The 14,264-nt window shown below is 40.8% G+C and carries 18 protein-coding genes; 8 read left to right on the top strand and 10 right to left on the bottom strand.

Features of this window, described 5'->3' with window-relative positions; translation table 11 throughout:
- Positions 1-526: 526 nt before the first annotated feature.
- Positions 527-790 carry an SEC-C metal-binding domain-containing protein gene (locus tag NSS80_RS18675; protein WP_051627325.1) on the bottom strand — a complete coding sequence of 88 codons (264 nt, stop codon included), beginning with the start codon at positions 788-790 and terminating at the stop codon, positions 527-529.
- A gap of 315 nt (positions 791-1,105) precedes the next feature.
- On the opposite strand from NSS80_RS18675, the gene NSS80_RS18680 reads away from it, so the two are divergent.
- The 3 genes from NSS80_RS18680 (at position 1,106) to NSS80_RS18690 (ending at position 3,616) form a co-directional block, all read left to right on the top strand.
- Positions 1,106-1,420: a DUF485 domain-containing protein gene (locus NSS80_RS18680; RefSeq protein ID WP_034281315.1), complete on the top strand. Its 315-nt coding sequence runs from the start codon at positions 1,106-1,108 to the stop codon at positions 1,418-1,420.
- Positions 1,417-2,958, top strand: a complete 1,542-nt coding sequence (locus NSS80_RS18685; RefSeq protein WP_041115397.1) for a cation acetate symporter — start codon at positions 1,417-1,419, stop codon at positions 2,956-2,958. Before NSS80_RS18680 ends, NSS80_RS18685 begins: the two co-directional genes overlap by 4 nt.
- A 319-nt stretch (positions 2,959-3,277) precedes the next feature.
- On the top strand, positions 3,278-3,616 hold the full coding sequence (locus NSS80_RS18690) for a DUF4288 domain-containing protein (RefSeq protein WP_046312819.1): 339 nt from the start codon (positions 3,278-3,280) through the stop codon (positions 3,614-3,616).
- Positions 3,617-3,640: 24 nt separating this feature from the next.
- Here the strand turns inward: NSS80_RS18690 and NSS80_RS18695 are convergent, their stop codons facing one another.
- The 4 genes from NSS80_RS18695 to NSS80_RS18710 all read right to left on the bottom strand — a co-directional run bounded on the left by NSS80_RS18695 (position 3,641) and on the right by NSS80_RS18710 (position 6,533).
- A complete protein-coding gene (locus NSS80_RS18695; RefSeq protein WP_034281317.1) occupies positions 3,641-4,015 on the bottom strand; it encodes a nuclear transport factor 2 family protein in 375 nt (124 codons plus the stop codon).
- Between the two features lie 133 nt (positions 4,016-4,148).
- Positions 4,149-4,817 carry a thiamine phosphate synthase gene (thiE, locus tag NSS80_RS18700; protein WP_041115395.1) on the bottom strand — a complete coding sequence of 223 codons (669 nt, stop codon included), beginning with the start codon at positions 4,815-4,817 and terminating at the stop codon, positions 4,149-4,151.
- Positions 4,804-5,628, bottom strand: a complete 825-nt coding sequence (gene thiM, locus NSS80_RS18705; RefSeq protein ID WP_041115393.1) for a hydroxyethylthiazole kinase — start codon at positions 5,626-5,628, stop codon at positions 4,804-4,806. The genes thiE and thiM overlap by 14 nt, the downstream gene beginning before the upstream one ends.
- Positions 5,629-5,645: 17 nt before the next feature.
- A complete protein-coding gene (locus tag NSS80_RS18710) occupies positions 5,646-6,533 on the bottom strand; it encodes a LysR family transcriptional regulator (protein ID WP_039182411.1) in 888 nt (295 codons plus the stop codon).
- A 165-nt stretch (positions 6,534-6,698) separates the two neighbouring features.
- Here NSS80_RS18710 and NSS80_RS18715 point away from each other — a divergent pair, with 165 nt between their 5' ends.
- Entirely contained in the window at positions 6,699-7,082 is a 384-nt protein-coding gene (locus NSS80_RS18715) for a CidA/LrgA family holin-like protein (protein ID WP_080701177.1), read from the top strand.
- Entirely contained in the window at positions 7,076-7,756 is a 681-nt protein-coding gene (locus NSS80_RS18720; protein WP_024423852.1) for a CidB/LrgB family autolysis modulator, read from the top strand. Before NSS80_RS18715 ends, NSS80_RS18720 begins: the two co-directional genes overlap by 7 nt.
- Before the next feature lie 36 nt (positions 7,757-7,792).
- On the opposite strand, the gene NSS80_RS18725 is transcribed toward NSS80_RS18720, so the two are convergent.
- Positions 7,793-8,974: a class I SAM-dependent rRNA methyltransferase gene (locus tag NSS80_RS18725; RefSeq protein WP_211043683.1), complete on the bottom strand. Its 1,182-nt coding sequence runs from the start codon at positions 8,972-8,974 to the stop codon at positions 7,793-7,795.
- Positions 8,975-9,092: 118 nt separating this feature from the next.
- Here NSS80_RS18725 and NSS80_RS18730 point away from each other — a divergent pair, with 118 nt between their 5' ends.
- Complete coding sequence (locus tag NSS80_RS18730; protein ID WP_024423854.1) at positions 9,093-9,476, top strand: VOC family protein; 384 nt, start codon at positions 9,093-9,095, stop codon at positions 9,474-9,476.
- A gap of 85 nt (positions 9,477-9,561) precedes the next feature.
- Here NSS80_RS18730 and NSS80_RS18735 read toward each other — a convergent pair whose 3' ends face one another.
- The 3 genes from NSS80_RS18735 to NSS80_RS18745 form a co-directional block, all read right to left on the bottom strand.
- Positions 9,562-10,290, bottom strand: coding sequence for an amino acid ABC transporter ATP-binding protein (locus NSS80_RS18735; protein ID WP_034281322.1), 729 nt, complete (start codon positions 10,288-10,290; stop codon positions 9,562-9,564).
- On the bottom strand, positions 10,287-10,931 hold the full coding sequence (locus NSS80_RS18740; RefSeq protein ID WP_024423856.1) for an amino acid ABC transporter permease: 645 nt from the start codon (positions 10,929-10,931) through the stop codon (positions 10,287-10,289). The genes NSS80_RS18735 and NSS80_RS18740 overlap by 4 nt, the downstream gene beginning before the upstream one ends.
- A gap of 70 nt (positions 10,932-11,001) precedes the next feature.
- Positions 11,002-11,766 carry a transporter substrate-binding domain-containing protein gene (locus NSS80_RS18745; RefSeq protein WP_252049912.1) on the bottom strand — a complete coding sequence of 255 codons (765 nt, stop codon included), beginning with the start codon at positions 11,764-11,766 and terminating at the stop codon, positions 11,002-11,004.
- A gap of 518 nt (positions 11,767-12,284) precedes the next feature.
- Between NSS80_RS18745 and NSS80_RS18750 the strand changes: the two genes are divergently transcribed.
- Both NSS80_RS18750 and NSS80_RS18755 read left to right on the top strand, forming a co-directional pair.
- Positions 12,285-13,370: a Rap family tetratricopeptide repeat protein gene (locus NSS80_RS18750; protein ID WP_317221756.1), complete on the top strand. Its 1,086-nt coding sequence runs from the start codon at positions 12,285-12,287 to the stop codon at positions 13,368-13,370.
- 19 nt (positions 13,371-13,389) lie between these two features.
- On the top strand, positions 13,390-13,530 hold the full coding sequence (locus NSS80_RS18755; RefSeq protein ID WP_162860197.1) for a hypothetical protein: 141 nt from the start codon (positions 13,390-13,392) through the stop codon (positions 13,528-13,530).
- Between the two features lie 45 nt (positions 13,531-13,575).
- Here the strand turns inward: NSS80_RS18755 and NSS80_RS18760 are convergent, their stop codons facing one another.
- Entirely contained in the window at positions 13,576-14,208 is a 633-nt protein-coding gene (locus NSS80_RS18760; protein ID WP_025093809.1) for a GTP pyrophosphokinase family protein, read from the bottom strand.
- Between the last annotated feature and the right edge of the window lie 56 nt (positions 14,209-14,264).

Consider the following 14,264-nt stretch of genomic DNA (forward strand, 5'->3'; position numbering starts at 1 on the left):
ATTTTTGAAATTCCTGAAAATATTTTGGTTCTGCATTAATAGTGGTAAGCGTATAGAAAGTGTTGCAGCGTGCAGACGATCGGTAAGCCCTCTCATTCTTCTCCTCGTAAAACAACCCTTTTTACATAAAAAAAGAAGCCATTTACGGCTTCTTGTGTTGAATTCCACTTTTCCATTATTTTATATCCGAAATCTATAAGGCACAGTTGAAAACCTCTCTGGAATGAATTTTTATCATCTTTCTCTAACATACCATCCTTGTATGTTTCAATTAAGTTTTCAGCACGCGACCTGTTCCATCGGCGTGTACCGGCACTAATTTATATTCCATAATACGATTTTCTCCTTGATCCTCGACTTCAAAACACCCTTTTTATAAAGCTATTTCAATTGTTCAACAAGTATTGTGCCAACGTCTTTCGAGACATATACCTCTAAATTTTCTCCAGGTGTCAGGTCGTTCATTTTTAATTGTTTCACACTGATCTAAAACAGTATCATATATTTTTTCTACTCGATCTTTGCTTCAAGTCTTCAACTCACGCATAATAAATTCAAACTCAATTTCAGTTATAGAAAAGTCCTCATAGCAGCAGTTATAACACCCCTTTTGACATGGAGGAATATTACCTGTTGATTTTTGATAATCTTCTATTTTTCGTTCGTACTTTCTGTATGTCTGGATAAGCCGAGCAGCTCTTGATTCAGGATGAATGTCACTATGACACTTTTTATATTTCTTCCCGCTACCACAGAAACACGGGTCATTTCTTGATATTGTCTTAACCATTGCCTTCCCCCTACAACAACAGGGTCAACCCATTAATTACCTAAACAATTTTATCATATATTACCAAAAAATGCCGTATTGCATCTACAAGACGGTCAGTCACCTTTCTAGATTTCACTCTTCCAAAGATGCTATTTCGTCTAATAGAATTTTTGCCCCTTCTCGACTTAACACAATACCTCAATATAAATTCATGTTTTGATCAGGCTCAGCACCCTTTTCGGGTGCCTTTTTTATGATATACTGTCATAAACAGCCAGATCGTCTCATATGCATTGGAGTACCTTGTCCCTAATTCGTACAAAGGAGGAAACAATGGCAGACAAAAAAGTTCATTATAAGAAGGTTGCCGCTTCAGAGGATTTTCGAAAACTTCTTGAGGAAAAACGCAGATTTATCGTACCGATGACGATTTTCTTTTTTCTCTTTTACTTTTCACTTCCGGTTGCTACATCCTACTTCACCTTTTTGAACACGCCGGCAATTGGCGCGATCTCATGGGCTTGGTTATTCGCCCTCACACAATTTGTTATGACCTGGGTTTTATGTGGACTTTATGCGAAAAAAGCAGCTAAGTTCGACAATTATGTAAGCGCTTTAAAAAATGAATCAAGAGGTGATGACGAATGAGCATGACCGCTTTTATTTTGTTCGTTGCGATCGTAGGGCTCACCTTGGTCATCACATATTTTGCTGCGAAAAAAACTAGCAATGCGAGTGATTTTTACACAGCAGGCGGAGGTCTGACTGGGTTTCAAAACGGCCTTGCCATTGCTGGAGACTATATGTCTGCTGCATCATTTTTAGGGATTGCTGGCATGATCGCGTTAAACGGATTTGACGGCTTTTTCTATAGCATTGGTTTTCTAGTAGCGTACCTTGTCGTTCTTTACGTTGTGGCTGAACCGCTTAGAAATCTGGGGAAATATACGATGGCCGATATGATCGCTGCACGATTTAAGCGCCCTGCCATTCGAGGGGTTGCCGCCTTTAATACCATTACAGTCTCTACTTTTTATATGATTGCACAGCTTGTTGGGGCAGGTGCATTAATCAAACTGCTTCTTGGCATTGATTACTGGATTGCGGTACTGATCGTGGGTGTCCTGATGACCATTTATGTCGTGTTTGGCGGCATGATTGCGACCAGCTGGGTACAGATCACAAAGGCTGTGCTTCTCATGCTTGGGACGTTAATTATTTCTCTGCTTGTGTTTGCAAAGTTTGATTTTAGTCTGCTGAAGATGTTTGAACAGATGAAAACAGCGACCCCGCTCGGTGGGGCATTTCTTCACCCGGGAAATAAATATGATGTGCCTTTAGAAACCTTGTCTCTTAACCTCGCCTTAGTGCTTGGGACAGCCGGTTTGCCACATATTTTGATCCGTTTTTATACAGTAAAGGATGCGATTTCTGCGCGAAAATCGGTTCTTTCAGCTACTTGGATCATCGGGATTTTTTATTTAATGACGGTTTTCCTTGGCTTCGGCGCTGCTGCATTTGTTGGAACAGAAGCGATCACAGCAGCAGATGCAGCAGGAAATATGGCCGCTCCACTGCTCGCTCAAGCTCTTGGAGGAGATTTGTTATTTGCCTTTGTTTCCGCTATTGCCTTTGCGACTATTTTGGCGGTGGTAACGGGTCTCGTCCTATCCGCCGCGTCTGCCTTTGCGCATGATTTTTATAGTCAGATTATCCGCAAAGGAAAAGCGAGTGAACGGGAGCAGGTGAAGGCGGCACGTTTTGCTTCCATCGGCGTGGCGATCCTCTCTATCATTCTTGCATTATTTGCCCAGTCCTTAAACGTCGCTTTTCTTGTGTCTCTTGCCTTCGCAGTGGCAGCAAGTGCGAATTTACCTTTGATTATCTTCACTGTTTTTTGGAAACGATTTAACTCTACGGGTGCCATCGCAGGAAGCTTAACAGGTCTTCTGAGCGCACTGATTATCGTCTCGCTCAGTCCAAGCGTCTGGGACCCATCGGGAGCAGCCATCTTCACAGGAGATCCGCTCATCCCGCTGTCGAACCCTGGGATTATCTCGATTCCACTCGGATTTCTTGCCGCTTACTTAGGCACGATATTCTCGTCTGAAAAGGCAGATGAAGACACCTTTACGGAAATTCAAGTAAAGGCACATACAGGCATGCATATGGATACTGATTCATAAGGAAAAGCCAGCTGCTCAGCCGGCTTTTCTTGTGTTCTTCTATTCAATCTCAGTAAGGTATAAATTGGCTTTTTAACTTATTTTTATACTTCTCTAATCTGGCAACCCTTCTAAACGTGATTAGAGAGCAGCATGTAATGAGGATTAACAGAATTTCATGAACTTCCCCTCTGTTATCAACCACACTCTTCATTCCTATTCCTCCCCGTAATGAATCTATTTATAGTGATGTATTCTCTGCAAGATGTCATTCCTATGTTATCATGTTATACACATACTGGAAATTATTTAAAACGACACGAAAGAAGTGGGATGACATATGCAAAGGATTTATTCTGCAAAATTATTATTCGAATCTATCTCATCACCAAGCAGTATACCTGATAAAATCTTTGAAGAACGAATTGTCTTAGTAAAAGCTAAAAACCAACGTCAAGTGAAGGAAATAATCAAACAAGGCTTCCCAGAAGAAACCTATGATAATGCAGAAGGTGGACAAACTAACATAAGTTTAGCAGCCATCCTAGATATCTTTGAGCTTGTAGATCACTTAGAGCAAGAATCACTGCACTTGAGTGAAGTGTACAGCCGCCACCTTATTTTTGATAAAGAAACATCTGTTCAAGAAGCCATTGAGGCATATTCTCTAGATAAATAAAAAGCCGGCTGCTCAGCCGGCTTTTTAGTAGCGCTGGAATAACTCTGGGTTTTTCGGAACGTTTTCTAAATAAACGATCTTCCCTTGGTCGTCCAGCTCTGCGATATCAATTCCTTCTGCTGTATAGACACGGCCATCCGAAAGCTTTCCGCAAACGGCCCAGTTTGTTTCATACTTTCCATCTTCTCTTTTATTCCACCCATCCCACATATGCTTAATGTCATCATGTACGTGGAAAAATGTATTCAAAAATTGTGTGAACGCTTGGATCCCAGGCTTTTGGGCGCCATTTAAGACAATCATGACATCGTCAGAAAACAATGCCAGCAATTCATCCATCTGCTCCTGCCCTTTTCCTGCTTCATCGTATCGGCGAAAATACGTATCGAGCACTTCCATGTTCATTCTCCTTTATTTACCTGTCATTTCGAAAATAATCGAACTATATGATTGTACACAATTGTATAGCTCCTGTCTAATTTACCCGGCATAAGAAAAGACATGAATTGATTTAATCCATGTCTCCTTCAGATTAAAGAGATGCTTTTTCTGCTGCAACAAGTGATTTCAGCTCTTCTGCTGCTTTTTTAGGATCGGCGCTCTGGCTAATAGCACTAATGATGCTTATACCGTCTGCCCCAGCTTGTATCACTGGTGCTGCGTTGTCGTATGTGATCCCTCCGATACCTACAATCGGAATTTGAAGGCCATGACGGCGGACTTCAGTGATCAAAGACACACCTTGGACACTGCGTGTATCCTTTTTCGTTTCCGTTGGATAGACTGGGCCCATCCCGACATAATCTGCTCCGTCCTTCATGGCTTGTTTTACTTCATCTAGGTTATGCGTCGATACGCCTAATATTTTATTCCCGATCCTTTCTCTGACGTCTTTTGCATTTGTGTCTTCCTGTCCAACATGAACGCCATCTGCATCTAGATCAATCGCTAGCTGTACATCATCATTCACAATAAAAGGAACATTTGCTTCTTGGCAAAGCGCTTGAATTTGGCGAGCCAATTGTTTCTTCTCTTCACCCTGCAAGGCTTTTTCACCCTTTTCACGAAATTGAAACATGGTGATTCCGCCTTGAATGGCCTCTTTCACAATATCAAGCGGCTGCCTCGTTGTATTCGCTGTGCCCAAAATAAAATAAACCGATAATTGCTGTTTGATTTGCTGTTGATCAGCCTTTGTCATGTGAAATTCCTCCTATTTTCCCTAACGTCAGCACATCATCTCCGGTTGTGTGTGATAGTGCGTTTAACAATTCCATTTGAAAGGTTCCCGGTCCTTTATCCATTGCGTGCAGAGCTGCCCTTTCAGCGGCGACACCATAAAACATCAATGCAGCTGCCGACGCATGAAGCGGCTGTTCACCCGCTGCACAAAATGCTCCGATGACAGACGTCAGCAAACAGCCAGTTCCCGTCACCTTCGTGAGCCATTCATGTCCATTATGAATGGACAGCACATCATCTCCATCTGACACCACATCGACTTTTCCTGTGATCACCACTATTGTCTGAAGTGCAATAGACGCTTGTTTGGCTAATGCCGATACATCTCCATTCGCCGCTTTCGCATCAACGCCTTTTGACTCCCAGCCATCCACTCCAAGTAAATGAGCCACTTCAGCAGCATTTCCTCTGACAACGGTGATTTTCACTTTCTCTAACAGCTGTTTAGCGGCATTCGTTCGAAACGTTGTCGCACCGACGCCGACAGGATCTAACAAAACAGGTACACCTTTTTCATTGGCTGCTTGTCCAGCGAGAATCATGGCTTCAACCGTTTCCTTAGTCAATGTGCCAATATTCAGCACTAGTGCATCCGCTAATTGCGCCATTTCAGCCACTTCTTCTTTGGCGTTTGCCATGACTGGCGAAGCACCTAAAGCAAGCAGTCCATTCGCTGTAAAATTCGTCACGACTTGATTGGTGATATTATGAACGAGTGGATTTTTTTCTCTAACCCTCTCCAATAAATGAGACGCGCAGCTTGTTTTCATCCGTATCGTCCTCCCTTTTACTCTGCATCCCACACATAGGATTTCGTATGCTTTAACCATTCTCTTGCCGCAAACGACAAATAGCGGTCCTTTCGCCAAATGACACCTAAATGCCACGGAATCGACGGGTTTAGGGAAATGACCTTTACCTTTTCAGGATCAAGATCACGGCAGATTCGTTCTGGCAGAAGTCCAATCCCTAAGTTTTCAGCTACCATTTCACTAATGAAATCCCACTGAGACGTTTCATAAATGACATTTGGCCGAAATCCCGCATTCATACACTCATTCAAAATCCGGCTGTGCAGAACAAAATCTTCTCTAAAGAAAATAAAAGACTCTTCCCTTAAATCAGCTAAATGTACTTCCTCACGACCAGCCATCGGATGGGATGGATGCGTCACGAGCTTCATGTTCTCTTTAATAATGGTGTACGTATGAAAAATTTTATCATTTGCAGGCAGAACAATGACACCAATATCAAGCGACCCATCCTCGACCCCTTCCTCTACTTTAATGGAGCCGTGCTCGACCAATTGAAATGTAACATCTGGATATTGCTGGCGGAATTCCCCCATGACATTCGGGAAGAAACTTGACCCAATCATCGGCGGCAGTCCGATTCGAATATGCCCTTTTTTCACATTCATTAAATCATTTAATTCGCTCGTTAAATTCTGAAATGACTGTGTAATTTCACTCGCCTGTGTATACATGGTTTGGCCAGCATCTGTCATTTCAACCTGCCGACCATTTCGGTAAAACAACTGCACCCCCAGCTCATCCTCCAGGTTTTTGACCATCTTAGAAATGGTCGGCTGCGATACGTAAAGAGACTGCGATGCTTTCGTGAAGCTCTTTAATCTTGCCACTTCTAAGAAATATGTTAAATGTCTGATGTCCACATGCTTCATCCTTCCTATAGACAAAAGGAATAATTACTATTCGATATATGTATTTTACCTATAACTGAACGTGCTGTACACTTTAAAGTAAGCTCATCAATTGGAACGTTGTCATGTTTTTGTGAAACACTGAACAATTTATATAGAAAAAGGAGTGAACAGAAAGTGAAATTGCTCAAAACGCCGCTGATTGCTGCCCTTCAGATTATGGTCTTGTTTATTTTTGCGAAATTCATGAATGTGCTGGCGGCCTTTTTGCATTTAAGAATTCCGGGCACGATCTTAGGCATTCTTGTCATTTTCTTATTACTTCATTTTAAGATCATTCAATTAAAATGGATAGAACTTGGCGCCGTATGGCTGCTCGGAGAACTGCTGCTTTTCTTTATTCCATCAGCAGTTGGTGTCATTGATTATGGAAAATTGCTTTCTCAATCTGGCACAAGTATTGTCCTTGTCGTCTTAATTAGTACGTTTGTGGTCATGCTCTCAACTGGTATCATGACGCAAATGATTGCAAAACGAAAGGAGCGGAAAAAGCTATGTTAGTTGGCGGACTATTTCTGATTTTAACAGTTCTTTTATATCTCGGATCAAAAGCGGTATACAAACGGCATCCGAAGGTCTATGTCTCACCGTTACTTGTCACTCCGCTTGTCCTTGTCGTCTTGCTGTTAATCGTCAACATTCCTTACGATGCTTACAATCAAGGCGGGAAATGGCTCACGAATATGCTGCAGCCTGCGACTGTTGCTTTTGCCATTCCTTTATATAAGTATTTTCATATCCTGAAGAAGCATGCAGTGGAAATTATTTTGAATGTGGCTTGCGGCTCTGTCATTGCGATCTTATCAACGGCTTTTATCGCCAAGTTGTTTCATCTGGACACAGGCCTTATTGAGAGCCTTGTCCCAAGATCAGTCACAACACCTGTAGCGATGAGTGTGTCAGAGATGATCGGCGGTATGCCGTCCGTTACGGCTGTGTTTGTCATTTTAACCGCATTGTTTGGATCGATTATCGGTCCAATGGTGATCCGTTACTTCCGCATCGATAATGACATTGCCATGGGCGTCCTGCTTGGAACGGGTGCACACGGGGCAGGAACATCGAAGGCTTTTGAAATGAGCTCCGTCTCAGGAACGATCTCAAGTGTATCGATGATTATTTCAGCCATTATTACATTATGTGCAGCGCCTATCCTTATGTCGTTTGCCTTATAAAAAAAGCCATTTCCCTTATTGGAAAATGGCTTTTTCTTATGCTTGTATGAAGACAACCTTTAAATAGTTCCCTTCAGGATAATTCTTCGTTGTACGGAAATCCTCAGGAAGGGTATATTCTTCAAGTATCCGATAGGTTTGCCCTGCTTCTTTAAAAGCCTGCGCAATAAACCCTTTAAATTTCTTCATGCCAAATGCACTGCTATTCGTTGATGCCACAATGACGCCGTTCTCAGCTGTAATTTGAATGGCTTCTTTTAATAGCTTCTTATAATCCTTCGCCGCACTGAATGTGTGCTTTTTCGTTCGTGCAAAGGAAGGCGGGTCTAAGATGACGAGATCATAGGTCCAGCCTTTTTTCGCTGCAAACGGAAAATATTTAAAGACATCCATGACTTTGATATCCTGCCCGTCCACATCAATACCATTGACTTCAAACTGCTCAGATGTTTTTTTTAAGCTGCGGTTTGCAACATCCACACTTGTCGTACGGCTCGCTCCGCCAAGCGCAGCTGCCACTGAGAAAGCACCTGTGTAAGAAAATGTATTGAGCACAGTCTTTCCTTTTGCATAACGATCTCGGATCGCTTTTCTCACATGACGCTGATCAAGGAAGATACCCGTCATCGCGCCATCATTTAAGTAAACCGCCACGTTCATGCCGTTTTCTTTCACGATGAGAGGAAATTCACCTTTCTCTCCCTTCACAAAATCATCATCTTCTATATACTGTCCAGATGTATCAAATCGTTTCTTTTCATAAATGCCTTTATAGTCTGGATATACGTGCTCAAGTGCAGCCAATACATATTCCTTTAATGTATAGACTCCTTCGCTATACCATTGGATGAGGTAGAATCCGTCATAATAATCAATCGTGACGCCGCCAATTCCATCACCCTCTCCGTTCAACACACGGAAAGCAGTCGTCTGTGCATCACGAAATAAATGCGTTCTGCTTTTCGCTGCCTGCTCAAGCCTAGAGACAAAAAAAGCTTGATCTATTTTTTCGTTCGCATCAAAGGTTAGGACCCAGCCGATACCTTTATTTTGTACACCATAATACCCTTTTCCTAAAAAAGTGCCCCGCTCATCCACCCATTCAATGAGCTCGCCTTCCCGTACACCGTTCACATTCGATACTGCATCTTTGGAAATGAGCGGATATCCCTTTTTCACTTGTTCCGCAAATGTTTGTTTTAATGAGATTTTTTTCATTTGTGTCATCCTTATCCTAAATTGACTCTCTCTATCCTACCATATGAATGTATACGTTACTTCTATTATGATAAGATGAGGAGAAAATTATCAACATGACATAGAGGAGGCACTTCGTTTGACGACATTACGCTTAGATCATACAGGTATTATGGTTTCAAATATTGATCAGTCCATTGATTTTTATGAAAAAGTGGTGGGCATGAAATTAAAGGACCGCATCACTCATACAAATGGAGTGATTGAGCTTGCCTTTCTCGGTTTTAAAGATGAAACCGAAACGGAAATTGAGCTCATCCAAGGCTACAGCAGTGACCTGCCATCTGAAGGGAAGGTCCATCATCTCGCTTTCACAACAGACAATATTCATGCTGAATTCAATCGTATTCAAAAGCTGCAAATTGAATTAATTGATGAAGAAATCACGACATTACCAAATGGATATTGCTACTTCTTTTTTAGAGGACCAGACCAAGAATGGATCGAATTCTTCCAGCGCTAATATTTCCTAGGAAATGGGGCCGCTAAATCTCTCCCATTTATTCATAAAGAAAAGAGTAAGAGCATATACATGCCCTTACTCTTTTTTATAACACTTTACTAAGAAATGATTTTGTACGCTCATGCTGCGGGTTCCCAAAAAGAGCTTCTGGTTTGTCTTCCTCGACAATATAGCCGCCATCCATAAAGATGACACGGTCTCCTACCTCTCTTGCAAAGCCCATTTCATGTGTGACCACAATCATTGTCATACCTTCGACAGCTAATTGTTTCATTACAGCTAATACATCCCCTACGACCTCAGGATCAAGAGCTGATGTCGGCTCATCGAATAATAGTACTTTCGGATCCATTGCCAACGCTCTTGCAATGGCTACACGCTGTTTTTGTCCACCAGATAATTGGTTAGGATAGCTTTGAGCTTTGTCTTTTAAGCCGACTTTTTCAAGCAAGTCTAACGCTTTTTCGACTGCTGCCTTCTTCTCGATGCCTTTTACTTTTATCGGTGCAATCGTAATATTTTCTAAAACGGTTTTATGAGGGAATAAATTAAAGTGCTGAAACACCATGCCTACTTCTTGCCTTACTTTATTGATATTCACCTTTGGGTCTGTAATCGTGTGCCCGTGGACAACGACTTCTCCAGCCGTGATATCTTCTAATTTATTGAGGCATCTTAGAAACGTGCTTTTCCCTGATCCAGAAGGACCTATGACACACACGACTTCCTTTTCCTCGATGACTGCATTAATATCCTTTAACACTTCGTGATCGCCAAAGGATTTCTTTAAGTTTTTCACCGTAATCATACTCATTTGATATCAAATCTCCTTTCTGCGTAGCTAGCCAGTAGAGAAAGTAAATAAATGATCACGAAATAAATGACACCGACAATGAGCCAGACATTCAAAGGATCAAATGTAGCCGATGCTTGAACTTGTCCTCGCTGCATAATATCGGCAATTCCGATAATAGATAAGAGAGATGTATCCTTCAAGCTGATGATGGCCTGGTTTGTAATCGCTGGGAGCATGCGGCGGAATGCCTGCGGTAGGACGATAAAGCGCATGTTTTGCCCCCCTGTAAAGCCTAAAGAGCGCGCAGCTTCTGTTTGTCCTTTATCAATAGACTGAATCCCTGCACGAATAATTTCTGAGAAATAAGCCCCTGCATTAATCGCTACTGTAATAATCCCTGCGGGCACTCGATCAAGCGAAATGAATTCAAGTGTATTCAAACCAAAATAAATGAAGAATAGCTGTACGATAAATGGTGTGCCTCGAATGGCATTCACAAAGACGAGTGCGATGAAATTTAAGATTTTAAATGGTGACAGACGGAATAATGCCACAATTAAACCGATGATAAACCCTAAAATGATGGCAACAACAAAGATATATAAAGTGGTTTGCAAACCATCCATTAAATACGGAAATGCATTAATAATAGTATCCATGTTTCTCCCTCCCTAATTCACATACGGCTGACACATAAAGAAAGCGCGCTCGGAGCGCGCCTCGCTTGTGTTATGACTTCAAATATTTATCAATAATTTTGTCATATTCACCGTTTTTCTTTAGGTTCTCAAGGCCTTTATTGATCTTCTTCAATAGGTCTTGGTTTTTCCCCTTCATGACAGAGATACCATACTGGTCTCCATTCAAGCGGTCTCCAACTGTTTTCAATTTTAAATCTTGTTGTGCGATCGCATACGTAATGACAGGATAATCCTCAATTAAGGCATCTGCATTTCCGTTTGATACTTCCTGGAACATAGATGGGCTGTCATTAAATTGAACGACTTCATACCCATATTTATCTGCGTTATCAGATGCGAACTTTGCACCAGTCGTCCCGTTTTTAACAGCTAGCTTTTCCCCCTTTAAATCATTAATAGATTTGATGCTACTGTCCTTTTTCACAACAACTGTCAGTCCAGCGTCGAAGTAAGGATCTGAGAAATCTACTTTCTTCTTACGCTCATCTGTAATACTCATCCCGCCCATTCCAACATCAAGCTGTCCTGCCTGCATCGCTGGAATGATACCTGAGAAGTCCATGGCTTCAAGCTTCACTTTGAAACCTTGGTCTTTCGCGATTGCATTAATTAAATCAACGTCTATCCCTTCATATTTACCGCCCTTTTCAAATTCAAATGGCGGATAAGTTGTATCTATCCCGATTTTATATGTGCCTTTGCCTTCTCCCGAACCACTGTCCGATTTTGATCCACAGGCTGCCATGACAAGCACAACAATTAGTCCCATGATCAATAACATCGATTTCTTCATAAAACACGACCCCCATTGTCAGTTTTGTCTAAATATTCGCAATAACAATAATACTATACCACGCTAAAGCTATAGTGTGTGATATTTTTTATCAATACCAAAGATCCATACAATTCTAGATCAATAGTCTCTTTAAATTTTACTTTTTTGCGAATAACTCATTTTATTCTAAAAGAAGAGTCATTCACAATTATGATGTGAGATAATCTCACAAAAAACGAGGCAGCGCCTTGATAAATGATGTTTCTCCCTTGCATACGAAAGCAAACTCAACAACTTGCTTCCTCTCTATATTGATATTGTAATATATTTTTCCCAAAACCCTCTTTTTACCCGAAAAAATGTAAGCGTATACACAAGAGCGGTGTCTCCCTATTTCTTTCACTACTGGTTGAATTTACATCAAAAAACATGTTTTACAAACTGCACGAGAGAGCTTAAAATATAAGAAGATACTGGAATATGGGAAGTTGATTCAGAAGAACGGATATTGATAGATGAAGAAAGGAGGATAAGAATTGGCAGAAGCAGGTGTTTTGTCGTCCATTGATGTAGCGAATATGCTCAATGATTGGTATGTCATGATGAAAAAAAGAGAGATACAAGGTGCCATCCAGTTAAAAGAAGACATTCTTCAAGCGTTTGATCGAATGGAAGAAAATCAAGACGTCTTACTTTACTATCAACTGCTAGAGTACCGTTTTAAAGATCTAATAGAAGATACAGCTTCATTAGATCATAGTCTTTTTGTTGATGAAAATGCCATCCGTACGGATGATATGCTCAGCTATTATTTCTATTTCTTTAAAGGGATGTATGAAATGCGCAGAGGCAATCAGGATACGGCATTTCACCATTTAAAATTGGCCGAGGATAAATTAGATCTCGTGCACGATGACATTGAAAAAGCCGAATTTCATTATAAAACAGGGTGTCTTTACTATAATATTAGGTCCACGCTTCTCTCCATCCACCACTTAAAGATGGCTTCATCTATTTACGACGCAGATCCATGTTATGTGAAAAAATCAATCAGCTGTCAAATGATGCTTGCTTTGAATTATGCGGATCAGTCGAAATATGATGAGGCAGAATCGCTGTTCGAAGAAGTGATTCATTCACTAGAACAGATGGAAGATCCAGATTTACTTGGACATGCTTATTGCAATGCAGCCTTTATTAAAAGTCTAAGAAATGAATACAGTGAAGCTGTGCCGCTCCTAGAAAAGGCTTTAATGATAGAATCATTCGAAACTTCTTCTCCAGGCGGCTATTTACTTGCCATGTACGCCTACACAAAAGCACTTTTTAAGCTGAAAAAGCCAGGTTTGTTCCACTATTATGTACAGCTTTCACTTCAAAAAGCAGAAAATTTAAAACAACGAAACATTTCACTTAAATTATCCATTTTAGAAACACTTATGATTCAGCCAGACAACATGATTGAGCAAATCAAGGCTTATTGCAATCAATTAGAATCAATGAATTTCCTTGTTGACCTTGAAGCTGTTTGTCAGGATGCAGCAGCTTACTTAACGGATCTTGGGCTTCATGAAGAATCCTCTTATTTTAGAAACAAGGCGTTGTCCTTGAAAACTTGTTAAGAAAATGGAGTGATGTATGATGAAGAAATGGCTCATCACAAGTGCGATTTTAACCCTCTTGATAACAGGTGTTTCTGTTGGTACTTCCATTCAAAAAGACAGCCAATCTGCACAATCTCAAGATATTATTCAAAAGAGAGACCGTGGAACCAATCCTTAATATGAAAAAAAGCAGCTGTGATCAAAACAGCTGCTTTTTGATGTGCTAATCAATTTCTCGTTTAATATTCTGCATTTTTTCATCTAAGTAATGGGCAATATCTGCGGCTTCCTTCAGTTCATCAGTCAGCTGATGAGGAACATCGTTTTGCAGTTTATAATAGATTTTATGCTCTAGACTCGCCCAAAAATCCATCGCAATGGTCCGCACCTGAATCTCAACCTTCACATGCTCCACACGATTTGTTAAGTAAACAGGTATCTCAACAATTAAATGAAGGCTTCTGTAGCCATTTGGTTTTGGATGTTGAATGTAGTCCTTCACTTCAAGGATCTTTAAATCCTCTCTTTGCCTCAATACATCCATAATGTTATAGATATCTTGAATAAAAGAACAGATGATGCGGACACCTGCGATATCATGGATATGCTCCTTGGCACATTGTGTCGTGATGTCGCATCCTTTTCTTGCTAGTTTATTCACGATGCTTTCAAAGGATTTAATTCGTGATTTTGTATGCTCTATTGGGTTGTGTCCATGGATTAAATTATACTCCTGGCTGATAATTGAAAACTTTGTATCCATTTCATCTAACGCAAATTTATATACTAATAGTTCATTTTTCCAGTCTTCCATGACATTTTTCAAATCTTCTACATGAGTTGCTGACATATTCATTTTCTTTTTGTCATCTCCTTTTGGGAAACGGCAGCTGCACCGCTTTCCGTTTACTA

The organism is Bacillus sp. FSL M8-0350, assembly GCF_038593345.1.
In the GTDB taxonomy this organism is placed as follows: domain Bacteria; phylum Bacillota; class Bacilli; order Bacillales; family Bacillaceae; genus Bacillus; species Bacillus safensis.